We start from the raw sequence: 23091 nt of genomic DNA on the forward strand, positions 1-23091 counted from the left end.
TCAGGCCTGGCGGCGTCCAGATCGGGCAGCTGCCTACTTGACCTGCGCACTGATGACCGACATGACCATCGTGTCGGCAAGCGTCGTCGTGTCGCCGACCTCGCGGCCTTCGGCGACGTCGCGCAGCAGGCGGCGCATGATCTTGCCCGAGCGGGTCTTCGGAAGCTCGCCCACGATGTAGACGTCGCGCGGGCGGGCGATCGGGCCGATCTGCTCGCCGACCCAGCGGCGCAGCGTGCCGGCGAGGCCCTCGGGCGAGTGCTCGTCGAGGAAGCTCTGCTTGATGATCACGAATGCCACGACCGCCTGCCCGGTGGTCTCGTCTGACGCGCCGACGACGGCGGCCTCGGCGACGGCCTCGTTCGCGACGAGCGCCGACTCGATCTCGGTGGTCGACAGGCGGTGGCCCGACACGTTCATGACGTCGTCGACGCGGCCGAGGAACCACACGTCGCCGTCCTCGTCGAGGCGGGCTCCGTCGCCGGCGAAGTAGAAGCCCTTGTCGGCGAACTTCTCCCAGTACGTCTCCACGAAGCGGTCCGGATCGCCCCAGATGCCGCGCAGCATGCTCGGCCAGGGCTCGGTCACCACGAGCAGGCCGCCGTTGCCGTTGCCGACGTGCACGCCGTCCTCGTCGACGACGTCGATGGCGATGCCCGGCAGCGGCACTTGGGCGCTGCCCGGCTTGGCCTCGGTGACACCGGGCAGAGCCGACACCATCATCGCGCCGGTCTCGGTCTGCCACCACGTGTCGACGATCGGCGCGGTCTTGGCGCCGATGACCTGGCGGTACCACATCCACGCCTCGGGGTTGATGGGCTCGCCCACCGAGCCGAGCAGTCGCAGCGACGACAGGTCGAACTGCTTCGGGATCTTGCGCCCGAGCTTCATGAACGACCGGATCGCGGTGGGCGCCGTGTAGAGCACCGTCACGCCGTACTTCTGCACGATCTCCCACCAGCGGCCCGGGTGCGGGGTGTCGGGCGTGCCCTCGTAGAGCACCTGGGTCGCACCGTTGGCCAGCGGGCCGTAGGTGACGTAGGAGTGGCCGGTGACCCAGCCGATGTCGGCCGTGCACCAGAACACGTCGGTCTCGGGATGCAGGTCGTGGACGACCCGGTTCGTGTACGCGGTCTGGGTGAGGTAGCCGCCCGAGGTGTGCAGGATGCCCTTGGGCTTGCCCGTCGTCCCCGAGGTATAGAGGATGAACAGCGGATTCTCGGCGGGGAAGGGCTGCGCCGTGTGATCGGCGGATGCCGCGGAGACCACGTCATGCCACCACAGGTCGCGTCCTTCGGTCCAGTCGACCTCGTTCTCGCCGCGACGGACGACGATGACGTGCTCGACCGTCTCCTGCGCGCCCGCGCCCCGATCGCTCAGCGCCTGGTCGACGGCGGGCTTGAGGGCTGACACCTTCCCCTTGCGGTAGCCGCCGTCGGCGGTGATGACGACCTTCGCGCCGGCGTCGTCGATGCGCGAGCGCAGGCTGTCGGCCGAGAACCCGCCGAACACCACCGAGTGGATCGCGCCCAGGCGCGCCACGGCCAGCATGGCGGCGACGGCCTCGGGGATCATCGGCAGGTAGATCGCGATGCGGTCGCCGGCGACGACGCCGAGGTCCGTGAGCACATTTGCGAGGCGCTTGACTTCGTCGGTCAGTTCGGCGTAGGTGACGCGGCGCTCATCGCCCGGCTCGCCCTCCCACAGCAGGGCGACCCGGTCGCCGTTGCCGGCCTCGACGTGACGGTCCAGACAGTTGTAGGCGACGTTGAGCTCACCGTCGGCGAACCACTTCGCGAACGGCGGCTTCGACCAGTCGAGCACTTCGGTGAACGGGGTGTCCCAGTGCAGCGCGCGGGCCTGCTCGGCCCAGAACGCGTCACGGTCGGCCTTCGCCTGTGCGTACAGCTCGGCGGTGCCGTTCGCGGTCGCCGTGAACTCGGCGGGCGGCGCGAAACGGCGGTTCTCGTTCAGCAGGTGGTCGATCTGGCTGCTCATGGGCACGCTCCTTCGCGTCGGGTATGAGGACGGCACGGATGCCGGACGGTACCGCACAATCTATGTCGCGCTCGTGGAGAGCACTACCGCCGATAGTGAGTACCGGCATCCGGAAGTATCCGGACAGATATATCGTGTCGCGACGCGTGGGGTGTTTTGCGCCTACCGACCTGATGCGTATGCTCTTCCGTGGCCGAACATTGATTCTGGCGATGCAGCGTCCCGTCCCCCCAACTTGCGGGGCACTGCATGTGGCGGCATCCCATTTCCCCCCAATGGGATGCCGCCCCTCTCTTTTCCGGCGACGCGGCCTCATCGCCTCCTCCCCAACGCGGCGATCGCGTGCGCTGTCCACGGATCGACGTCTCCGTCTCCGGCGATGGATGCCACCGGCCTAGCGTCGGCGTATGCCCGAGCTCTTCGTCGTACAGCCCCGGCCGGCCGCGGCGGCATCCGCCCTGTCCCGGGGCGGCGCTCCGGCGGCACCGGCGATGCGGGATCGGGCGTACGGCGGGGAAGGCGCAGCCTTCCCGGGCGGCGCGACGACGGAGGGCCTCGCGTTCCCGGCATCCATGGATCGTGCCCCTGCCGCGCCCCGCAGGCTTCCGGACCATCCCGCTCTCGAGCCGCTGCTGCCGTTCCTGCTCGATCCGGCAGTGACCGATGTGTTCGTCAACGGCGCCGACGGGCTGTTCATCGACCGGGGCAGCGGCGTCGAGCCGGTCGACGGCTGGCACACGGATGAGACCGGGGCACGCGAACTCGCCGTCGCGCTGATCGGCATCGGCGGCCGTCATCTCGACGACCTCGCGCCGTGCGTCGACGTGCGCTGGGAGCACGGCGCGCGCGTGCACGCGGTGCTTCCGCCGGTGGCGTGCGGCGGCACCGCGATCTCGATCCGGCTGCCGGCGACGCGCACGCCCGACCTCGATGAGCTCGGGCGGCGGGGCATGTTCGACGCGGCGACGGCGCAACGGCTCGAGCAGCTCGTGGCCGATCGGGAGAACCTGCTGCTCACCGGTGCCACCGGCGCCGGCAAGACCACCCTGCTGGCCTCGTTGCTGGGCCGTGTGCCGCAGGCCGAGCGCATCGTCACCATCGAGGATGTCGCCGAGCTGCGGATCGTGCACCCGCATCACGTTCGGCTCGAAGCGCGGCAGGCGAACCTCGAAGGCGCGGGCGGCGTGCCGCTCAGCCGGCTCGTGCGCGAGGCGCTGCGCATGCGGCCCGACCGGCTCGTGGTCGGCGAGTGCCGGGGCGAAGAGGTGCGCGAGCTGCTGACGGCGCTGAACACCGGGCACGACGGCGGCGCCGGCACCGTGCACGCCGGCGGAATCCGCGACGTGCCTGCCCGGCTCGAGGCACTCGGATCACTCGCCGGCATGGACGACCACGCCGTCGCCCGCCAGGTCGTCAGCGCGATCGGCGCCGTCATCCATGTCGACCGCGGACCGGACGGGCAACGCCGGGTCGCCGGCATCGCCCGTCCCGTCGTCACCGGCGGTCGCCTGGACGTGGAGGAGAGAACCTCGTGACCATCGCCACCGAAGCCTCGACCGGCCGGAAGCAGCGTGCGACGCGGCCCGGCCCGGCCGACGACGGCGCCGAGGCTGCCGTCGTCTCCGAAACCGTGCAGCGGCTCGCGGTGCTGCTCCAGGCCGGTGTGATCCCCGACCGCGCCTGGGAGCATCTGGCTACCGCGGGCGACCCGGTCGCCGCGCGCGTGACGGCAGCGACCGCGGGCGGTGCGTCGACGGTCGACACCCTCGAGGGGATGGGCGGCGCCTGGCAGCAGGTCGCGGTCGCGTGGCGGGTGTCGCAGACCGTCGGTGCCCCGCTGGCCCCGAGTCTGCGCAGCACCGCGGATGCCCTGCGCGACAGTCAGGAGTCTCGCGACGATGTCACCGTCGCCCTCGCCGAGCCGGTCGCCACTGCACGGCTCATCGCCTGGCTGCCCCTGGTCGCCATCGCCCTCGGCCTGCTCTTCGGCTTCGACATCGCTGCGACGCTGACCCACCCGATCGGCATCGCATGTGTCGTCCTCGGCGCCGTCCTCATGCTGGTCGCCCGGCACTGGACGCGGCGGCTCATCGCCGGGGCGCAGCCCGATGCCGGCATCCCCGGCCTGCAGTGCGAGGTCGTGGCCATCGCGCTCTGTGGAGGCGTCTCGATCGACCGGGCCCTCCGCGTGGTCGAAGGCAGCGGGGGCGGAGCCATCCAGCCCGAGACCGAGGGCATCCTCCGCCTCTCCCGCATCGCGGGCGCGCCTGCCATCGACCTCCTGCGCGCCGCCGCCGCCTCGGCGCGCCACCGGGCCCGCACCGACGGACGCCTGCGGGCGGCCAGGCTCGGCGGCCGCCTCCTCGTCCCCCTCGGCGTGTGCACGCTGCCGGCCTTCATGCTGCTGGGCGTCGGGCCGATGCTGCTGTCCGTGCTCACAAGCGAGGTCGTGGTCCTGTGACCGCGCTCGCACTCGTCCCTGATCGTGCCCACCCGACACCCACCATCCGAAGGAGACCCCGTGTCCGATTCCACCCTGAATGCGCCCGCCGCGCCGGCGCGCACCACGTCACCCGAACGACTCCCGCGCCTCACCATGCGTCGTGCCCGCACCCTCTACGACGATGAGACCGGAGCGGCCACCGCCGAGTACGCCATCGCGACGATGGCCGCCGTCGCCTTCGCCGGCCTGCTGGTGATCATCATGCGCAGCGACGAGGTGCGGGGGATCCTCACCGATCTCGTGCGCCGCGCCCTGACGGTGCAGTGACCGGTCACCGCGACGAGCGGGGCTCGGTGACGGCGGAGTTCGCCGTCATCGTCCCCGCCGTCGTGATGATCATCGTGCTGACCGTCGCGACACTTGCCGGCGCATCCCGGCAGATCCGCCTCGAGCAGGCGGCCGCGCAGGCGGCACGGCTGGCATCTCGCGGTGAGACCGACGCGCGTGTGCATGCTGCGCTCGCCCAGGTCGGCGGTGACGCAACCGTTCGGATGAGCGACGACGGCGATCTCGTCTGCGCCGAGGCGCGGGTCTCGGTTCCCGTCCCGCTGCCGCTGCCGCCCATGCGGGCCGTCGCCTGCGCCGCCGGAGACGGGCGATGAGCACTCCCTCCGGCGGCTCGACGACGGCCATCGCATGAGTGGCACGGCCCTCGCCGTCGGCGCGCTCGCCGTCACCGCGACGCTCGCCGTCGGCGTCGCCGGGGCAGGGGTCGCGGCCGTCCGCAGCGTGCAGGCCGCCGGGCTGGCCGACGCCGCAGCGCTCGCGGCCGCGGATGCCGCCGCCGGTGCGATCTCCGGCATCCCGTGCGAGCGCGCGGCCGCTCTCACCGGCCGGGCCGGTGCCGAACTGGCGTCCTGCACCGTCGATGCGCTCATCGCCACCGTCGAGGTCACCGTTCCCGTCGGGGTCTTCACCGCTCGCGCGCGCGCCCGCGCGGGGTCGGCACCCTGATCGGCGGACTCCCAGCTTTCTCCGGTTGCCGCTGTGTGTATGGTGTGCATCGAAGAAAGGACGCCACGTGGCAGACGGCAAAAAGCTCGTCATCGTCGAGTCTCCGACGAAGATGAGGTCGATCCAGGGATACCTGGGCGACGGGTACGAGGTGCTCAGTTCGGTCGGGCACATCCGCGATCTGGCGGACAAGAAGGACATCCCGGCAGAGCTGAAGAAGACGTCCGTCGGCAAGTACTCGATCGACATCGAGAACGACTTCACTCCTCTATATGTGGAGAGCGATCGCGGCCGCAAGACCGTCGCCGAGCTCAAGCGCGCCCTCAAGACCGCCGACGCACTCCTGCTCGCCACTGATGAGGACCGCGAGGGCGAGGCCATCGCCTGGCACCTGCTCGAGGCGCTCAAGCCCAAGGTCCCCGTCAAGCGCATGGTGTTCCACGAGATCACCAAGGACGCCATCCAGGCCGCCGTCAACAACACCCGCGACCTCGACCTGGCGCTCGTCGACGCGCAGGAGACCCGCCGCATCCTCGATCGCCTCTACGGCTGGGACGTCTCCGACGTCACCCGTCGCAAGGTCGGCCAGGGCACCTCCGCCGGCCGCGTGCAGTCCGCCGCCACCCGCATGGTCGTCGACCGCGAGCGCGAGCGCATGGCGTTCGTGTCGGCGTCGTACTGGGACGTGGACGCCACGGCATCCGCCCTCGCATCCGATGCACAGTCCTTCGCGACCCGCCTCGCCCGGCTCGACGGCGCACCGCTCGCGCGCGGCACCGACTTCGACGACAACGGCCAGCTCAAGAAGGCCGTCGTCGTGCTCTCCGAGACGCAGGCCCGCGACCTCGCGGCCGTGCTCGAGAAGAACGGCACCGCCTCGGTCGTGTCGGTCGAGGCCAAGCCCGGCACCCGCAGCCCCAAGCCCCCGTTCACGACCTCCACCCTGCAGCAGGAGGCCGGGCGCAAGCTCTCGATGAGCGCCAAGCACGCCATGGGCGTCGCGCAGCGACTCTACGAAAAGGGCTACATCACCTATATGCGCACCGACTCGACGGCCCTGTCCACGCAGGCGATCTCCGCCGCTCGTGCGCAGGCCGTCGCGCTGTACGGCGACAAGGCCGTACCGGCGAACCCGCGCAGCTACCGCAACAACAGCAAGAACGCGCAGGAGGCGCATGAGGCGATCCGCCCGTCGGGCGAGGAGTTCCGCACGCCCGCGTCCGTGGCATCCGCCCTCGATCGCGACGAAGCACGCCTGTACGACCTCATCTGGAAGCGCACCATCGCCAGCCAGATGTCGGACGCGAAGTACGAGACCACCACCGTCACGCTCGACGCCGTGGTGACCGGCGCCGGCGACCACGCGACGGCCACGTTCACCGCGTCGGGCACCGTCTACGTCTTCAAGGGCTTCCTCGAGGCGTACGAAGAGGGCCGCGACGAGAAGCGCGGCGACAGCGACCAGGATCAGGACCAGGCGCTGCCGCCGCTCACCGTCGGCGACGACGTGCGGCTGCGCGAGATCGAGGCCAAGGGTCACGCCACGAGCCCCAAGCCCCGCTACACCGAGGCGTCGCTCGTGAAGGCGCTGGAGGAGAAGGGCATCGGTCGGCCGTCGACGTTCGCGAGCATCATCGATGTGATCCTCGACCGCGGCTACGTCAGCAAGCGCGGTCAGGCGCTCGTGCCCAGCTGGCTCGCGTTCAGCATCGTGCGGCTGCTCGAGCAGCACTTCACCGAGCTGGTGGACTATGACTTCACCGCGGCGCTCGAAGACGACCTCGATGCGATCGCCCGCGGCGAGCAGGACCGCGCCGCGTGGCTGCGCAAGTTCTACTTCGGCGACGAGGACGGCCGTGTCGGGTTGCGCAACATCGTCGACAACCTCGGCGACATCGACGCGCGCGAGATCAACTCGACGCCCATCGGCGACGTCGCCACCCTCCGGTTCGGAAAGTACGGGCCTTACCTCGAGCTGCCGGCGACGGGCGAAGACGAGACGCCGCGGCGGATCAACGTGCCCGACGATCTCGCGCCCGACGAGCTGACGGCCGAGAAGGCGCAGGAGCTCATCGATGCCCCCGTCGGCGGTGACCGGCTGCTCGGGCAGAACCCCGAGACCGGCCGCGACATCGTCGTGAAGGACGGCCGGTTCGGCCCGTACCTCGAAGAGGTGCTGCCCGAGGCGCCGGCGCCGGTGGAAGAAGCTCCGAAGAAGCGCGGCGCCAAGAAGGAGGCGGCCCCCAAGCCGCGCCGGGCGTCGCTGTTCAAGTCCATGTCGCCCGAGACCATCGACCTGGGCACCGCGCTGCAGCTCCTGGCGCTGCCGCGCACCGTCGGCGTCGACCCCGAGACCGAGCAGCCCATCACCGCGCAGAACGGTCCGTACGGCCCGTACCTGAAGAAAGGCACCGACTCGCGCTCGATCGGCAGCGAAGAGCTCATCTTCGACATCACGCTCGAGCAGGCGCTGGAGATCTACAAGCAGCCCAAGTACGGCAACCGCGGAGCCTCCAGTGCGCTCAAGGACTTCGAGAAGCCCGACCCGGTCAGCGAGAAGCCGATCAAGATCAAGGACGGCCGATTCGGCGCCTACGTCACCGATGGGACGACGAACGTGACGATTCCGCGCGGACAGACCGTCGACGACATCACGTACGAGATCGCCGTGCAGATGCTGGCGGACAAGCGCGCCAAGGGCCCGGCCAAGAAGCCGGCACGGCGGACGACGACCCGCAAAGCCCCGGCGAAGAAGAAGTGACCGACGGCCTCTGGATCACGTTCGAAGGCGGCGACGGCTCGGGCAAGACCACCCAGGCGGCGTTGCTGGAGGACTGGCTGCGTGACCAGGGGCGCGCGGTCGTGCGCACGCGCGAGCCGGGCGGCACCGAGGTGGGGGTGCTGATCCGCGAGATCGTGCTGCACCACCGCGGTGACATCGCGCCGCGCGCCGAGGCGCTGCTGTACGCCGCCGACCGCGCTCACCACGTGGCGACGCTCGTGCGACCGGCGCTCGAGCGGGGCGACGTGGTCATCCAGGACCGTTACCTCGACTCGTCCGTCGCCTACCAGGGCGCGGGTCGGGTGCTGGATGCCGGGGAGATCCGCGATCTGTCCCTCTGGGCCGCCGCCGGAGCGCTGCCCGACGTGACGGTGCTGCTCGACCTCGACCCGGCGGCCGCGCGCGCCCGGCTCGACGCGGCCGACAAACCGTTCGACCGCCTCGAGGCCGAGAAGGCCGAGTTCCACGAGCGTGTGCGCGCGGCGTTCCTGCAGCTCGCTGCCGCGGAGCCTGCGCGGTTCCTGGTGCTCGACGCGACCCGGTCGCCCGAGGAACTGGCATCCACGATTCGCGATCGCGTCGCCACGGCCCTGGCCTGACCACCTCCCCGCCGCACCCGCCTGACCACCTTCCGGCCGCACCCGCCTGACCACCTTCCGGAGGGAGGAGAAGTCATGGACACAGGACGTGTGACCGGTAACCTCTCCTGTCCTGGTGATATCTCCTGTCGTGGTGAGTTCTCCTGGACCGGGGACTCCGGTTGCGGTGTCCTAGGTGACCTGAGGGTGGATGCCGGGGCGTGAACTGACTGCCCGACCTGGGTGCCGGCCGGCGAAACGGCACGTCGCCGGCACCGCATAGGGTGGAATGCATGACCCAGGCCGCACTCCATGAGCTGCCGTGGGGCGACGTCTGGGGGCAGGACGAGGCCGTCGCGCAGCTGCGCGCCGCGGCATCCGACCCCGCCCAGCTCGCACACGCCTGGCTGATCACCGGCCCGCCCGGGTCGGGGCGCTCCACGCTCGCCTATGCGTTCGCGGCCGCGCTCATCGCCGAACCGGGTGACGACACCGCGATGCGCCAGGTCTTGGCCGGCACCCATCCCGACCTCACCGCGCTGCGCACCGAGGGTGTCATCATCTCGATCAAGGACGCCCGCGCGCTCGTCGAGCGCTCGTACTTCTCACCGTCGCTGGGCCGCCACCGTGTCATCGTGATGGAGGACGCCGACCGCATGGTCGAGCGCACCAGCAACGTGCTGCTGAAGGCGCTCGAAGAGCCTCCCGAGCGCACCGTGTGGGTGCTGTGCGCCCCCAGCGACGCCGACCTGCTGCCCACGATCCGCTCGCGCGTGCGCACGCTGCGGCTGCGCGAACCCGATGTCGCCGACGTGGCCCGCCTCATCGTGGCGCGCACCGGCGCCGACGAGGCGGTCGCCGAGCAGTCCGCCCGCCTCGCGCAGCGTCACATCGGCATGGCGCAGCGGCTGGCGACCGACGCGGCATCGCGCGCGCGCCGCGACGAGACGCTCCGTGCCGTCCTCCGCGTCCGCGGCGTCGGCGACGCCGTCGAGGTCGCCGCCCGCATCGTGCAGCTGGCGACCGAAGACGCGAAGGCGCTCACCGCCGAACGCGACGAGTCCGAGCGCGAAGCACTGCTGCACACGCTCGGCGTCGCGCCGGGCGCGGCCATCCCGCCGGCTGTGCGCGGCCAGGTCAACGCCCTCGAAGACGAGCAGAAGCGGCGCGCCACGCGCAGCCTGCGCGATGGTCTCGATCGTGTCCTCACCGACCTCGAGTCGATGTACCGCGACACGCTCATGCTGCAGTTCGGGCGCTCGGAAGACCTCATCAACCGCGAGCTGACCGACGACCTCGTCACCCTCGCCGCCGCCTGGACCTCGCCGCGCACCCTGACCGTGCTCGACCAGATCGCCCTCACGCGCACGAACCTGCAGGGCAATGCGGCGCCCGCCCTGGCGCTGGAGAGCATGCTCATCACCGTCGCAACCGGAAGGACCCCGTGAGACGGCGCCTCGTACTGGCGATGACCGGCCTCATCGCGGGGGCCCTCCTGCTGACCGGATGCATGAATCTGCCGGCTCCCGAGCGCACCCCCGTCGTCGAGGGTGTCGCCTCCGATCTCCTGCCGTTCTACGGGCAGGAGATCACGTGGGAGGGATGCGACGGCATCGACGAGGGCAGCTACTACTGCACGACGGTGACCGCACCGCTGGATTGGACCGACCCCGATGACGGCGCGCTCGACCTCGCCGTCGTCGTGCGCGTCGGCGGCAGCGGCAAGTCCACGGCGTCGCTGCTGACCAACCCGGGAGGCCCGGGCGCGAGCGGCTTCGACCTCGTCGCCGACTCGGCGCTGTTCGCCGTGGGGGACGAGCTGGCCGAGAACTTCGACGTCATCGGGTTCGATCCGCGCGGCGTCGGCCGCTCCACCGCCGTGCGCTGCCTCGACGCCCCCGAGATGGACGCGTTCCTGTTCGACATCCCCGCGGGCACGCGCGGCAGCGACGAGTGGGAGGCCGAGCTGACAACGCGCAACGACGGGTTCGCCGCGGCATGCGAGGTGGGAAGCGACGGCATCCTGCCCTACATCACGACCGAGAACGCCGCACGCGACATGGACCTGCTGCGTGCCGTCCTCGGCGACGAGACCCTGAACTACATCGGCTACTCGTACGGCACGTTCCTGGGCGCGACCTACGCGAAGCTGTTCCCCGAACGGGTCGGCAGGCTGGTGCTCGACGGCGCGATCGACCCGTCGACCTCGAGTCTGGAGGTCGGTATGACGCAGGCGATCGGGTTCGAATCCGCGTTGCGCACCTACATGGCGAGCTGCCTGAACACCGAAGGCTGCCCGTTCGGCGGCACGGTCGACGACGCGATGGCCGACCTCGGCACGCTCCTGGCGACCGTCGACCGCACCCCGCTGCCGAACAGGGACGGCCGCATGCTCGGCGCCGACACCCTCACCACCGCGATCATCGCGGCGCTCTATGCGCAGGGCAGCTGGCCGGTGCTCACCGCGGCGCTCAGCGACGCGCTCGCCGGCGACCCGGCGCAGGCGTTCCGGCTCGCGGACTTCTACTACGACCGGGCGGACGGCGTCTACCTCACCAACCAGACCGAGGCGTTCACGGCGTACAACTGCATGGACTACCCGAACGACGACGACCCGGCCGCCGAGGCGGCGGCCGACGAACGTGTCAACGCGCTGGCGCCGACCATCGCCCCGTACTGGTCGGGTGTCGACCGGTGCGCGAGTTGGCCCGATGAGCCCACCGGCGTCCGCGAGGAGATCGCCGCGGACGGCGCCGCCCCCATCGTCGTCATCGGCACCACCGGCGACCCCGCGACGCCGTACGAGTGGGCCGTGTCGCTGGCCGGTCAGCTCTCCAGCGGCGTCCTGATCACCCGCGAGGGCGAGGGGCACACGGGATTCAACAAGGGCAGCGCGTGCGTCGACGAGGCGGTCGTCGCCTACTTCCTCGACGACGTCGTCCCCGAAGACGGACTGGTCTGCCGGTGACCCGCTGGTTCGCGGCACGGTGCACGACCCTGTAGGATTGATGATCGTGCATCGCGCGAGCGAAGTACGCCACCTTAGCTCAGTGGTAGAGCATCCCACTCGTAATGGGAAGGCCGTCAGTTCAATCCTGACAGGTGGCTCCACGTCGTGATCAGTGGATGCCGGTGGCTTGAGCCCCGGCATCCCTCGCCTGAATCTGGGAAAACCCTGTGCGTCGGCGTCGATCCTGTGTAGCCTCACTTCCGAGAGGGCCCCAGCCCTCGGAACGGAGTGACTGATGAAGTTCTTCCAGCGCCTGGGCAGATCGATCATGCTGCCCGTGGCCGTCCTGCCGGTCGCCGCGATCCTCTCCGGCGTCGGCTACTGGATCGCGAGCGCCGCGGGCGAGAATGTCGTCTCGGCGTTCCTGAGCGCCGCGGGCGGTGCGCTGCTCAGCAACATCGCGCTGCTGTTCGCCGTCGGCATCGCGATCGGCATGGCCAACAAGACCGACGGGACCTCGGCGCTGGCCGGCCTCGTGTCATGGCTGACGGTCACCACGCTCCTCGCCCCCGCGACCATCCAGGGGCTGACCGGTGCCGCCTCGCTCGAGGAGGTCGACCCGGCGTTCGGCCAGGTGCAGAACGTCTTCGTGGGCATCATCTGCGGCTTGATCGGCGCCTGGGCTTACAACAAGTTCAAGGACACGAAACTCCCCGACGCCCTGTCGTTCTTCTCCGGCAAGCGCTCGGTGGCCATCGTCACCGCAGGGATCTCGCTGGTGGTTGCCGTCATCCTGATGTTCGTCTGGCCGCTCGTGTACAACGGGCTGGTGATCTTCGGCGAGTGGATCGTCACGCTCGGTCCTCTGGGCGCCGGCATCTACGGGTTCTTCAACCGTCTGCTGATCCCATTCGGCCTGCACCACGCGCTCAACTCCGTGTTCTGGTTCGATGTGGCCGGCATCAACGACCTCGTGAACTTCCAGCAGGGCGACACCGGCGACGGCGTGTTCGGCGTCACCGGGCAGTACATGACCGGGTTCTTCCCGATCATGATGTTCGGTCTGCCCGGCGCCGCCCTGGCGATCTACCTGACCGCGAAGACCACGCGCAAGAAGGTCACCTACGGCATCATGCTGTCGGCGGCGATCGCGTCGTTCTTCGTGGGGGTGACCGAGCCGCTCGAGTTCTCGTTCATGTTCCTGGCGCCGTGGCTGTACGCGATCCACGCGCTGTTCACCGGCATATCCATGTTCATCTCCGCGATCCTGCCCGTCAGGATGGGCTTCGGGTTCTCCGGAGGGTTCATCGACCTGGTCCTCGGCTGGGTGAATCCGCTCGCGCAGAACCCGTGGCTGATCCCGGTGATGGGTGTGTTCTGGTTCGCGATCTACTTCTTCACGTTCCGCTGGGTGATCAAACGGTGGAACCTGAAGACACCCGGTCGCGAGGACGACGAGGATGCCCTCGACGCCGACGACGTGGGGGCCTCGCTGACCGGCTACCACTCCACGGCGGAGAAGTTCATCGCCGGGCTCGGCGGCAAGTCGAACATCATCGACGTCGACAACTGCGCGACGCGGCTGCGCATGGAGATCGCCGACGTGTCGAAGGTCGACGAGCACGCCCTCAAGCGTGCGGGCGCCGCCGGCACGGTGAAACCGGGCGGACACTCCGTTCAGGTCGTCTACGGGCTCAACGTGCAGTTCGTGAAGGATGCCATGGAAGACATCATCAACGACCGTCACATCGTCCCGGTGGACGAACCCGCCGCGGCGAGTGCCCCGACGACGACCGTCACTGCCCCGGGGGCGACACGGGTCATCCTCCGGCAGCCGGTCGCGGGGCGTGTCCTGCCGTTGGAGAAGGTGCCCGACCCGATGTTCGCGCAGGGGACGATGGGCCCCGGCATCGCGATCGACCCGACCGGCGACACGATCGTCGCGCCGGCCGATGCGACCGTCGCGACGGTGTTCCCGACCGGCCACGCGATCGGGCTGACGCTCGACGACGGGACGGAGTTGCTGATCCACATCGGCATCGACACCGTGGGGCTCAAGGGCGACGGGTTCGAGTCGCTCGTGGCCTCCGGCGACAAGGTGACAGCCGGCACCCCGCTGGTCCGCTTCGACGCCGCCAAGATCCGCGACCGCGGGCTGTCGGCGATCACCCCGGTCATCGTCCTGAACAACGAGGCGGCCACGGTCGAGTTCGAGTGAGAGCGCCCTCTGACTCGGGAGGGCCGATGGCCGACACGCTCGACGTGATCCTCGAGGTGTTCACGTGGGTCGGGTTCGGTGCCGCGGCCCTCCTGGGTGTCATCGCGGTCGCCATGTGGGCCGCCGACGGGTCGTGGCTACCCGCCGATGCCTACGTCGACCACGAGGACGGCGTGACGACCGTGCGATGGTTCGACGCGGACGGCGACGCCAACAGTGCGCCGGCCGTCGGTGCCGTGGCAGCCACCCTCGCCGGCGTCGACCGCGCATCGATCTGGTATCGGCACGGCTGGCACGGCCGCATGCGCCTCACGCCGCACGCCCCCGACGTGCGGCGCGTCGGCTGGGCGGCGCTGGTGCTGCTCGGCGTCGGCGTACTCGCGTTCGCGGCGTCGTGGGTGCTGCTGTTCCTCGACGTGTCCTGACCGGCGGTAGGCTGGCCCGCATGTCCGGCAGCAGCCGCGCTGCCCGCCAACCGTCACGTTGGCTGCGCATCGGCATCCCCGCACTCCTGGTCCTCGTCTGGCTCGTCGGAGGTGCGATCGGCGGCCCGTACTTCGGCAAGGTCGGCGAGGTGTCGACGAACGACCGGTCCACGTTCCTGCCCGAGCGGGCCGACGCGACCGCGGTGAACGAACGGCTGCCCGACTTCCTGGGCGCCGACAGCATTCCGGCGCTGGTCGTCGTCACCGGCGACGGTGAGCTCACCGATGCCCAGCTCGAAGCGCTGCAGACGCTCGCCGAGGATCTTGGCGCCGTCGACGGCGTGAACGGCGACGTGTCGCCCGCACTCCCTTCCGACGACTCGATGGCGGCGCAGATCATCGTGCCGCTGGACACCGGCGGCGACATCGACGGCATCGTCGAGGGCCTGCGCGCCGCCGTCTCCGACGACCTGCCCGCCGGCATGCAGGGGTGGGTGACCGGACCGGCAGGGTTCACCGCCGACCTGGTCGAGGGGTTCCTCGGCATCGACGGCCTGCTGCTCGGGGTCGCACTGCTGGCCGTCTTCATCATCCTGGTGATCGTCTACCGGTCACCGCTGCTGCCGGTGCTGGTGCTCCTGACCTCGATGTTCGCGCTGTGCGTGGCGCTGCTCACGGTCTGGTGGCTCGCGTACGCCGGCATCGTCGTGCTCAACGGCCAGGTGCAGGGGATCCTGTTCATCCTCGTGATCGGCGCCGCCACCGACTATGCGCTCCTGTACGTCGCGCGGTTCCGTGAGGCGATCGCCGCGGGCGCGACGCGCTGGAGCGGCATGCTGCAGGCATGGAAGGGTGCGGTCGAGCCGATCGTGGCATCCGGCGGCACGGTCATCGCGGGTCTGCTGTGCCTGCTGCTGTCCGACCTCGCCACCAACCGCGCGCTCGGCCCGATCGCCTCGATCGGCATCGCGTTCTCGGTGCTGTCGGCGCTCACGTTCCTGCCGGCGCTGCTGGCCCTGGCCGGCCGCGCCGCGTTCTGGCCGTTCATCCCCAAAGAGCCGCTGGCCGTTCCCACCGATCTGACCCAGCCGGCGAAGGGCTTCTGGCCGCGTCAGGCGCGCCTGGTCGCCCGCCACTCCCGCGTGGTCTGGATCGTGTGCACGGTCGTGCTGCTCGCCGGGGCCGCCGGTGTCACGCAGCTCAAGGCCGACGGGGTGCCCACGAGCGAGTTCGTGCTCGGCGAGTCCGAGGCCCGCGACGGGCAGGTGGTGCTCGCCGAGCACTTCCCGGCAGGTTCCGGCAGCCCGGTCTACGTGGTCGTGCCCGAAGCCGACCTGACCGCCACCGTCGACGCGCTCGACGCGAACGACGGCATCGAGGGCATCGCCGTGGCATCCGATGACTCGCCCACAGGTCAAGCCACCGTCACGCTCGAGAACGGCGAGCCGGTGTTCGCCGCGGTCGGCCCGCCGGGGACGGCGGCGCCCGCGCCGACCGTCGCGGACGGCGATGTGCTCGTGATCGGCACGCTGGCCGACGCGGCGGACTCCGTCGCCGCGGAGGACACCGTGCGACAGGTGCGCGCCGACCTCGACGACGCCCTCGGCTCGGGCACTGCCCTCGTCGGCGGCGAGACGGCGACCGACATCGACACGATCGACACGTCGACCCGCGACCGGACCGTCATCATCCCGGTGATCCTCGTGGTGATCCTGTTCATCCTGATGCTGCTGCTGCGCTCGCTGGTGGCGCCGCTCATCCTGATCGCGACCGTGATCCTGTCGTTCCTCACGGCGCTGGGCGTCAGCGCACTCGTCTTCAACGGGGTGTTCCAGTTCCCCGGCGCGGACCCCGCGGTGCCGCTGTACGGATTCGTGTTCCTCGTCGCGCTGGGCGTCGACTACAACATCTTCTTGATGTCGCGCGTGCGTGAGGAGTCCCTCGTGCACAGCACGAGGCCGGGCATCCTGCGTGGGCTGGTGACCACCGGCGGAGTCATCACCTCGGCGGGGCTGGTGCTGGCGGCGACCTTCGCCGCACTCGGGGTGATCCCGATCCTGTTCCTCGCGCAGATCGCGTTCATCGTCGCCTTCGGCGTGCTGCTGGACACCTTCGTCGTGCGGTCGCTGCTCGTGCCCGCGCTCTCGTACGACATCGGCCGGGCCATCTGGTGGCCGTCGCAGCTCTCGCGGCGGGGCGCGGTGGCCGAAGGCGCCGGGGGAGTCGATGCTCGCGACATGGATGCCGGGGCGACGGATGCCGGGGCGACGGACGCCGGAGAAGTGGATGCCGCAGCCGAGGGCGATCCGGCGACGATGACGCGCGCGGAGTATCGGCGTACGCTCGAAGAATGACCAGGGCACTGTTCATCGTCGACGTCCAGAACGATTTCACCGAGGGCGGAGCGCTCGGCGTGGCGGGCGGAGACGCCGTCGCCGAGGGCATCACAGCCCACCTCGCCGCGCACGCCGGCGACTACGGTCTGATCATCGCGTCGCGCGACTGGCATGATGCCGAGGGCGACAACGGCGGTCACTTCGCCGACGAGCCCGACTTCGCAGGCACCTGGCCGGTGCACTGCGTCGCCGAGACCGCGGGGGCGGAATACGACCCCGGGCTGTCGACCGACGCGGTCACCCATCACGTGAAGAAGGGCCAGGGGGTCCCGGCGTACTCCCTGTTCGAGGGCGTCACCGACGACGGCCAGACCGTGGCGCAGCTGCTCGACGAGCACGGTGTGGTGGACGTCGACGTGACCGGCATCGCCACGGACTACTGCGTCCGCGCATCCGCCCTCGATGCGATCGAGCACGGCCGGCATGTGCGCATCCTCACCGCACTGGTCGCGGGCGTCGCAGCCGAGTCGAGCGAAGCCGCCCTCGCCGAGCTCGCGCACGCCGGCGCAGAGCTCGTCACGGACGCCTGACGCCGGCGGCCGCCCTGCGCGATGCCCGCGGGCTGCGGCCCGAACTCCGTCACCGTCCCCGTCGAGATCGAGGGCACCATCGAGCCGCCCGACGAGTGGTGGCGTCTGACCCACCCGGGCGAGCTCGGCTAGGACCGTGGAACGTCGGAGGTAGCCGATAGAACGGAAAGGTGCCCCCGGAGAATTACGATATCTCGACCCACCGGTTAAAAGCCGGTTGCTCTGCCTCTGAGCTACGGGGGCGCGTGGACGTACACAAGACGTGCGGCTCCTGTGGGAAGTCTAAGCCACTCGCCGAGTACAACAGAAAGTCGTCGAGCAAGGACGGGCGCCGAGAAGGTCGTCGTGATTACCTGCGAGATCATCCGTGTATCGACTGCGGAATCACCGACCTCCGCGTTCTCGACTTCGATCATCGGCCGGGATCAGGCAAGAGGCATGACGTGATGCGCGACTCCGCGGAGTAGCCCGCTCGCCCCGCCCCGGCACATGCGGCATGCTGGGTTCACACAGCCGAACGACGACGAAGGGGATGCCGTGGCCGCCCAACCCGATGACCCGTCCGTGGAACCCGCCCCGAACACCGAGGCGCTGCAGACGATTCAGCGGCGCAACTGGACCCGGACGATCGTCGGCGTGGTCGGAGCCATGGTGCTGCTGGTCGGACTGGGATGGATCGCCGGAACGATCATGAACACCTTCGCGCTGACGCCGGAAGAACGGGCGCTCGCCGACGTGCGGGATGCGGCTGACTCCCTGACCGCCACCGCGGAGGGCGAGGACGATGTGCGGGCGGCCGTGACGTGGTCGGCCGCGCTCGGCACCGCCGTGCTCGACGCGAGCGGACTTCCCGACGTCACCGCCGAAGAGGAGATCGCGGTCTGGTACGTCCAGGGTGACGAGTATGACCGCGCCGACCGGTTCCGCCCGATCGACGGGTCGGCGACCGTCATCCTCAGCGAACTGTGGCCGGACGGCGCCGTGATCGAACTGTCGGTCGACCCGGTCGGCGGCGGCTCATCGGGGGAGCCACTCGCCGCCCCGTTGCTCACGATCGAACCATGAGGGCCCCCGCCTGCGGCCGCAGCGTGCCGGGCCGCAGGTAGCCTGGAACGATGAGCGACGCGTCCCGGGACTTCCACAAGCCCGTCCGTCGCCCCGCTGAGCACCTCGATCGGCTGTTCGCGGGGGAGGACCCCGCCGAGGTGTCGCGCGTGGCCCACAAGACCGCGACGGCCCTGCTGTCGCGGGTGCGTGAAGAGCCGACGGATGCCGTGGTCGAGCGTCTCGTGTCATTCACCGACGAACACGGCATCGACGCCATCGCCGAGCTGTGGTCGCGCTCGCCGGGCAAGACGCTGCCCGGCGCCCTCTGGCGGCTGTACCTCGTGCAGCTGATGATCCATGACGACCCGCAGACCGTGGCGCTGCTGTTCGAACGCGGCCGGACCGTGCTGCACTCCTCGGACGCGGTGGTCGCGGGCGCTCCGACGCCTGCCGGGCCGGACGAGCTCGTCGCCCTCATCGCGACCATCCTGCGCGGGGTGTTCACCGGCGACTTCGCCGTCGCGCTCGAACGCGCCGCCGCGTTCTGCCGCGTCGTGGGGGCCGGCGCCACCGACCTGGCCGACGACTACGACGCGACCGAGCCCGACCGCGCCACGGCGCTGACGGCCCGCGCGCTGCGCCTGTCCACGTATGCCGGCGACCTCGCCGCCGCGGCCCGGCTGTGGCGCCGCGACGCCCTCACCTGAGTGCGACGATCGATCGCCGGGCAAAGAAAATGCCGGGCCGCAGAACGCCTCTCGGCGCGAGGCCGCTCGCAGCGGCAGAAGATGGAGCCCGGGGTTACTGCGGCCCGGCCATAGAAGTGTAACCGACCAGCGGCGTGAACATTCCCGAACCCCGGGAGTCGTAGGCTCGATGACATGACACGGCGATTCGCGCTGATGATCGAGCCCGCGGCATCCGATGATCCGCGCACCGACTTCGCGACCACCTTCACCGAGGTCGACCCCTCGGCCCCCGCACTCACCGTCGGCGAGCTCAGCACCCAGCGCGGTGACGGGGTGTTCGAGTCGATCGGCGTCATCGACAGGCACGCGCAGGAAGTCGCCGCGCACCTCGACCGTCTCGCCCACTCCGCGCGGCTGTGCGACCTCCCCGCGCCGCACCTGGCGCAGTGGCGTCAGGCGATCGCCCGCGCCGCGGCGGCGTGCGGGCCGGGGGAGTCGATCGTGAAGCTCGTCCTCAGTCGCGGCGTCGAGCACGGCCCCGCCCCCACCGCCTGGGTGACCGCGGCGCCGGCCGCGGACTTCACAGCCGTGCGCGCCGAAGGCGTCCGCGTCGTCACTCTCGACCGCGGCTACGATCTCGACACCCCGGCACGCGCGCCCTGGCTGCTGCTGGGGGCCAAGACCCTCTCCTACGCCGTGAACATGGCCGCCCTGCGAGCAGCACGGCAGCGCGGCGCCGACGATGCGATCTTCGTCTCCAGCGACGGATTCGTGCTCGAGGCGCCGACCGCCTCGGTGATCCTCCGCCGGGGCGATACCTTCGTCACCCCGGCCGCGCAGGGCGCGATCCTGCAGGGCACCACCCAGCAGAGCCTGTTCGAGCACCTCGAGTCGCAGGGCTTCACGACCGCGTATGAGACGATCCCGGCATCCACTCTTCCGGCGGTGGATGCCGCATGGCTCGTCTCCAGCCTGCGACTGGCCGCACCGGTCACCGCCGTCGACGGCGCCGCGCTGACACACGACCGCGCCCTGACCACGGCGATGAACGCCTACCTGCTGAGCCCGCGTGACTGACGGCCGCTAAGCCCCAGCGGCAGGCCCGGCCATCACCCGAAACGGCCGGACACGTAGTCTTCGGTGGCCTGCACCGAAGGAGTCGTGAAGATCGTGCCGGTCTCGTCGTACTCGATGAGCTTTCCGGGCTTGCCCGTGCCGGCGATGTTGAAGAACGCGGTCTTGTCGCTCACGCGCGACGCCTGCTGCATGTTGTGCGTCACGATGACGATCGTGTAGTCCTGCTTGAGCTCCTGGATGAGCTCCTCGATCGCGAACGTCGAGATGGGATCCAGTGCCGAGCAGGGCTCGTCCATGAGCAGGACGTCCGGCTCCACCGCGATCGCCCGCGCGATGCACAGTCGCTGCTGCTGGCCGCCCGACAGGCCCGAGCCGGGCTTGTCGAGCCGGTCCTTGACCTCGTTCCACAGGTTCGCGCCCACGAGTGAGCGCTCCACGAGCGCGTCGGCGTCGGAGCGCGAGATGCGCTTGTTGTTGAGCTTCACGCCGGCCAGCACGTTCTCGCGGATCGACATCGTGGGGAACGGGTTCGGACGCTGGAAGACCATGCCGATCTGGCGACGCACGAGCACGGGGTCGACCCCGTTGCCGTAGAGGTCTTCGCCGTCGAGCAGCACCTTGCCCTCGACGCGTGCACCGGGGATCACTTCGTGCATGCGGTTCAGGGTGCGCAGGAAGGTGGACTTGCCGCACCCGGACGGACCGATGAACGCGGTCACGCTGCGCGGCTCGATTTCGAGGGAGACGCCCTCCACGGCGAGGAACTCGCTGTAGTAGACGTTGAGGTCGTTGACTTCGATGCTCTTGGACACGTCGGGTACTTTCTTGGTGGAGCGGATGCCGGTCAGCGGCCGAACTTGGGAGCGAATCTCTTCGCGATGAAGCGGGCGAGGAGGTTCAGCACCATGACGATGATGATGAGCGTCAAGGCGCCCGCCCAGGCGCGGCCGAGGGCGGCGTCGATGTTGGTGCCGGGGTTCTGGAACTGGGTGTAGACGAACACCGGCAGCGTCATCATGGGCTGGTTGAACAGGTCGAGGTTGAGGGAGGTGGTGAAGCCGGCCGTCAGCAGCAGCGGTGCGGTCTCGCCGATGACGCGGGACACCGAGAGCATGATTCCCGTGGTGATGCCCGCGATGGCGGTGGGAAGGACCACCTTGGCGATGGTGAGCCACTTGGGCACCCCGAGGGCGTACGAGGCCTCGCGCAGTTCGTTGGGCACCAGCCGCAGCATCTCCTCGCTGGAGCGCACGACCACCGGGATCATGAGCACGGTCAGCGAGAGCGCGCCCATGATGCCCATGTACTGTCCGGGACCTATCACCATCGAGAACAGGGCGACGACGAACAGACCCGCCACGATCGAGGGGATGCCGGTCATGACGTCGACGAAGAACGTGATCGACTTGGCGAGCCGGCCGCGACCGTACTCGACAAGGTAGATCGAGGTGAGCAGGCCGATCGGCACCGAGATCACGCTCGCGGCGAGGGTGACCAGCAGGGTGCCCCAGATCGCGTGCACGGCGCCGCCGCCCTCGCCGACCACGTTGCGCATGGTCCACGAGAAGAACGTCGGGTCGAACCGCGTGATGCCGTCGACGACGACCGTGTAGAGCAGCGAGACCAGCGGGATCAGCGCCAGGGTGAACGCGAAGCTGACCAGCACGGTCGCGAGCCGGTCGGCGGCGTGGCGGGAGGTCTCGACGATGTTCGAGAAGATCACGGTGCTGACGGCGAAGAAGAGGAAGCCGAAGAACAGGGCGCCCGCGATGTTGAAGTCGTGCAGCTCGCCGCCGAGGTTGAGGATCGTGAAGACCGAGCCCGACACCAGCATGCCGAGCCCCAGCAGAGCCCACGGCAGCCACTTGGGCAGCTGGCCGGCGGTCAGCGAGGTCGCCTTGCCCGACACGGTCGAGGGCGGGGCGGCAGCGGTGACGGTCATCAGTTTGCTCCAGAGAACTCGGCGCGGCGGCTTACGACCCAGCGCGCGAACGCGTTGACGGCGAAAGTGACGATGAACAGGATCAGGCCGGTGGCGATCAGGGCGTTGACGCCCGTGCCGTGGGCCTCGCCGAACTTGAGGGCGATGTTCGCGGGGATCGGGGTGGGGTTGGTCGAGGTGAGCACCTCGAACGTGATGACGCCTGAGGCCGAGAGCACCATCGTCACGGCCATCGTCTCGCCCAGCGCGCGTCCGAGCGCCAGCATCGCCGCCGAGACCATGCCGCCGCGCCCGAACGGGAAGACCGCCATGCGGATCATCTCCCAGCGCGTGGAGCCGAGGGCGAGCGCGGCCTCTTCGTGCAGCTTCGGAGTCTGGAGGAACACCTCGCGGCAGATCGCGGTCATGATCGGCAGGACCATGACCGCCAGCACCAGCGCGGCGGTGAGGATCGTGCGCCCGGTGGCCGAGACGGTGCCGCTGAACAGCGGGAACCAGCCGAGGTTCGCATTGAGCCAGACGAAGAACGGCTGCAGGAAGCCGGCGAAGACGAGCGCGCCCCACAAGCCGAACACGACGGAGGGGATCGCGGCGAGAAGGTCGATGATGTAGCCGAGCATCGTGGCGAGGCGGCGCGGTGCGTAGTGGGAGATGAACAACGCGATGCCGATGCTCAGCGGCGCGGCGATGAGGAGGGCGAGCACGGCCGCCCAGATCGTGCCGAAGACGAGGGGGGTGACATACGTGAGGAAGCTCTCGCCCTTGAGGATCGGGTTCTCATCGGGGTCCTCGGTGAGGGCCGGCAGCGACTGCGCGATGAGGAAGGCGGTGACGGCGACGAGGATGACGAGGATCAAGATGCCCGCACCGAGTGCGGTTCCGGAGAACACGAGGTCTCCGAGGCGGCGCTTGGCCGGGCGTCGCTCGGCGATGCTGGTCGCCGATTCGGTGTCGGTGGTCATCTTCTCCTCAGACCTGTGGTTCTCGGGTGGTGCGGGTTCC

At 69.9% G+C, this 23091-nt stretch carries 20 protein-coding genes and 2 tRNA genes; 17 read left to right on the top strand and 5 right to left on the bottom strand.

All coding sequences use genetic code 11. The features are described 5' to 3' along the window. Positions 1–33: 33 nt before the first annotated feature. Positions 34–1998, bottom strand: a complete 1965-nt coding sequence (acs, locus tag BKA10_RS01215; protein ID WP_183498205.1) for an acetate--CoA ligase — start codon at positions 1996–1998, stop codon at positions 34–36. A 407-nt stretch (positions 1999–2405) separates the two neighbouring features. Here acs and BKA10_RS01220 point away from each other — a divergent pair, with 407 nt between their 5' ends. The 14 genes from BKA10_RS01220 (at position 2406) to BKA10_RS01285 (ending at position 17334) form a co-directional block, all read left to right on the top strand. Continuing rightward, positions 2406–3533 (top strand): TadA family conjugal transfer-associated ATPase, encoded by a 1128-nt coding sequence (locus BKA10_RS01220; RefSeq protein ID WP_372491423.1) that lies wholly within the window; start codon positions 2406–2408, stop codon positions 3531–3533. Beyond that, complete coding sequence (locus BKA10_RS01225) at positions 3530–4459, top strand: type II secretion system F family protein (protein WP_248199115.1); 930 nt, start codon at positions 3530–3532, stop codon at positions 4457–4459. Before BKA10_RS01220 ends, BKA10_RS01225 begins: the two co-directional genes overlap by 4 nt. 135 nt (positions 4460–4594) lie before the next feature. Then, positions 4595–4768 (top strand): DUF4244 domain-containing protein, encoded by a 174-nt coding sequence (locus tag BKA10_RS01230; protein ID WP_183500994.1) that lies wholly within the window; start codon positions 4595–4597, stop codon positions 4766–4768. Continuing rightward, a complete protein-coding gene (locus tag BKA10_RS01235) occupies positions 4765–5103 on the top strand; it encodes a TadE family type IV pilus minor pilin (RefSeq protein ID WP_248199113.1) in 339 nt (112 codons plus the stop codon). Before BKA10_RS01230 ends, BKA10_RS01235 begins: the two co-directional genes overlap by 4 nt. Positions 5104–5137: 34 nt before the next feature. Continuing rightward, a complete protein-coding gene (locus tag BKA10_RS01240; protein ID WP_183498207.1) occupies positions 5138–5455 on the top strand; it encodes a helicase in 318 nt (105 codons plus the stop codon). A 67-nt stretch (positions 5456–5522) separates the two neighbouring features. Beyond that, entirely contained in the window at positions 5523–8216 is a 2694-nt protein-coding gene (gene topA / locus BKA10_RS01245) for a type I DNA topoisomerase (protein WP_183498209.1), read from the top strand. After that, on the top strand, positions 8213–8836 hold the full coding sequence (gene tmk / locus BKA10_RS01250) for a dTMP kinase (RefSeq protein ID WP_183498211.1): 624 nt from the start codon (positions 8213–8215) through the stop codon (positions 8834–8836). Before topA ends, tmk begins: the two co-directional genes overlap by 4 nt. 272 nt (positions 8837–9108) lie before the next feature. Next, positions 9109–10263, top strand: a complete 1155-nt coding sequence (locus BKA10_RS01255) for a DNA polymerase III subunit delta' (protein ID WP_183498213.1) — start codon at positions 9109–9111, stop codon at positions 10261–10263. 20 nt (positions 10264–10283) lie between these two features. After that, on the top strand, positions 10284–11783 hold the full coding sequence (locus BKA10_RS01260) for an alpha/beta hydrolase (RefSeq protein ID WP_183500996.1): 1500 nt from the start codon (positions 10284–10286) through the stop codon (positions 11781–11783). A 68-nt stretch (positions 11784–11851) separates the two neighbouring features. Then, positions 11852–11926 (top strand) — tRNA-Thr (locus tag BKA10_RS01265). Positions 11927–12060: 134 nt separating this feature from the next. Next, entirely contained in the window at positions 12061–13983 is a 1923-nt protein-coding gene (gene nagE, locus BKA10_RS01270) for an N-acetylglucosamine-specific PTS transporter subunit IIBC (protein ID WP_183498215.1), read from the top strand. A gap of 26 nt (positions 13984–14009) precedes the next feature. Then, positions 14010–14408: a hypothetical protein gene (locus tag BKA10_RS01275; RefSeq protein ID WP_183498217.1), complete on the top strand. Its 399-nt coding sequence runs from the start codon at positions 14010–14012 to the stop codon at positions 14406–14408. A gap of 20 nt (positions 14409–14428) precedes the next feature. Continuing rightward, a complete protein-coding gene (locus BKA10_RS01280; RefSeq protein ID WP_183498219.1) occupies positions 14429–16762 on the top strand; it encodes an MMPL family transporter in 2334 nt (777 codons plus the stop codon). Then, positions 16759–17334: an isochorismatase family protein gene (locus tag BKA10_RS01285; protein WP_183498221.1), complete on the top strand. Its 576-nt coding sequence runs from the start codon at positions 16759–16761 to the stop codon at positions 17332–17334. Before BKA10_RS01280 ends, BKA10_RS01285 begins: the two co-directional genes overlap by 4 nt. A 171-nt stretch (positions 17335–17505) precedes the next feature. On the opposite strand, the gene BKA10_RS01290 is transcribed toward BKA10_RS01285, so the two are convergent. After that, positions 17506–17577: transfer RNA gene (locus BKA10_RS01290), tRNA-Lys, on the bottom strand. A 294-nt stretch (positions 17578–17871) separates the two neighbouring features. Between BKA10_RS01290 and BKA10_RS01295 the strand changes: the two genes are divergently transcribed. The 3 genes from BKA10_RS01295 (at position 17872) to BKA10_RS01305 (ending at position 20147) form a co-directional block, all read left to right on the top strand. Further along, entirely contained in the window at positions 17872–18399 is a 528-nt protein-coding gene (locus tag BKA10_RS01295) for an anti-sigma factor domain-containing protein (RefSeq protein ID WP_183498223.1), read from the top strand. Positions 18400–18449: 50 nt separating this feature from the next. Beyond that, positions 18450–19088, top strand: a complete 639-nt coding sequence (locus BKA10_RS01300; protein ID WP_183498225.1) for a response regulator transcription factor — start codon at positions 18450–18452, stop codon at positions 19086–19088. Between the two features lie 174 nt (positions 19089–19262). Beyond that, positions 19263–20147, top strand: a complete 885-nt coding sequence (locus BKA10_RS01305; RefSeq protein ID WP_183498227.1) for an aminodeoxychorismate lyase — start codon at positions 19263–19265, stop codon at positions 20145–20147. Positions 20148–20179: 32 nt separating this feature from the next. On the opposite strand, the gene pstB is transcribed toward BKA10_RS01305, so the two are convergent. Genes pstB through pstC form a run of 3 tightly spaced genes read right to left on the bottom strand, consistent with a single transcriptional unit; the run spans position 20180 to position 23051 of the window. After that, positions 20180–20959, bottom strand: a complete 780-nt coding sequence (pstB, locus tag BKA10_RS01310; protein ID WP_183498229.1) for a phosphate ABC transporter ATP-binding protein PstB — start codon at positions 20957–20959, stop codon at positions 20180–20182. 32 nt (positions 20960–20991) lie between these two features. Next, positions 20992–22089: a phosphate ABC transporter permease PstA gene (gene pstA / locus BKA10_RS01315; RefSeq protein WP_183498231.1), complete on the bottom strand. Its 1098-nt coding sequence runs from the start codon at positions 22087–22089 to the stop codon at positions 20992–20994. Next, entirely contained in the window at positions 22089–23051 is a 963-nt protein-coding gene (gene pstC, locus BKA10_RS01320) for a phosphate ABC transporter permease subunit PstC (protein ID WP_183498233.1), read from the bottom strand. Before pstC ends, pstA begins: the two co-directional genes overlap by 1 nt. Positions 23052–23091: the final 40 nt, after the last annotated feature.

Origin of the sequence: Microbacterium invictum (assembly GCF_014197265.1) — a bacterium.
Classification (GTDB): domain Bacteria; phylum Actinomycetota; class Actinomycetes; order Actinomycetales; family Microbacteriaceae; genus Microbacterium; species Microbacterium invictum.

Coding starts and splice junctions, on each gene's coding strand:
- pstA (WP_183498231.1), bottom strand. CDS start 22,089: ATGACCGTCACCGCTGCCGCCCCGCCCTCGACCGTGTCGGGCAAGGCG.
- pstC (WP_183498233.1), bottom strand. CDS start 23,051: ATGACCACCGACACCGAATCGGCGACCAGCATCGCCGAGCGACGCCCG.
- BKA10_RS01275 (WP_183498217.1), top strand. CDS start 14,010: ATGGCCGACACGCTCGACGTGATCCTCGAGGTGTTCACGTGGGTCGGG.
- nagE (WP_183498215.1), top strand. CDS start 12,061: ATGAAGTTCTTCCAGCGCCTGGGCAGATCGATCATGCTGCCCGTGGCC.
- BKA10_RS01300 (WP_183498225.1), top strand. CDS start 18,450: ATGAGCGACGCGTCCCGGGACTTCCACAAGCCCGTCCGTCGCCCCGCT.
- BKA10_RS01280 (WP_183498219.1), top strand. CDS start 14,429: ATGTCCGGCAGCAGCCGCGCTGCCCGCCAACCGTCACGTTGGCTGCGC.
- BKA10_RS01305 (WP_183498227.1), top strand. CDS start 19,263: ATGACACGGCGATTCGCGCTGATGATCGAGCCCGCGGCATCCGATGAT.
- BKA10_RS01230 (WP_183500994.1), top strand. CDS start 4,595: ATGCGTCGTGCCCGCACCCTCTACGACGATGAGACCGGAGCGGCCACC.
- BKA10_RS01240 (WP_183498207.1), top strand. CDS start 5,138: ATGAGTGGCACGGCCCTCGCCGTCGGCGCGCTCGCCGTCACCGCGACG.
- BKA10_RS01220 (WP_372491423.1), top strand. CDS start 2,406: ATGCCCGAGCTCTTCGTCGTACAGCCCCGGCCGGCCGCGGCGGCATCC.
- BKA10_RS01285 (WP_183498221.1), top strand. CDS start 16,759: ATGACCAGGGCACTGTTCATCGTCGACGTCCAGAACGATTTCACCGAG.
- BKA10_RS01260 (WP_183500996.1), top strand. CDS start 10,284: ATGACCGGCCTCATCGCGGGGGCCCTCCTGCTGACCGGATGCATGAAT.
- BKA10_RS01255 (WP_183498213.1), top strand. CDS start 9,109: ATGACCCAGGCCGCACTCCATGAGCTGCCGTGGGGCGACGTCTGGGGG.
- acs (WP_183498205.1), bottom strand. CDS start 1,998: ATGAGCAGCCAGATCGACCACCTGCTGAACGAGAACCGCCGTTTCGCG.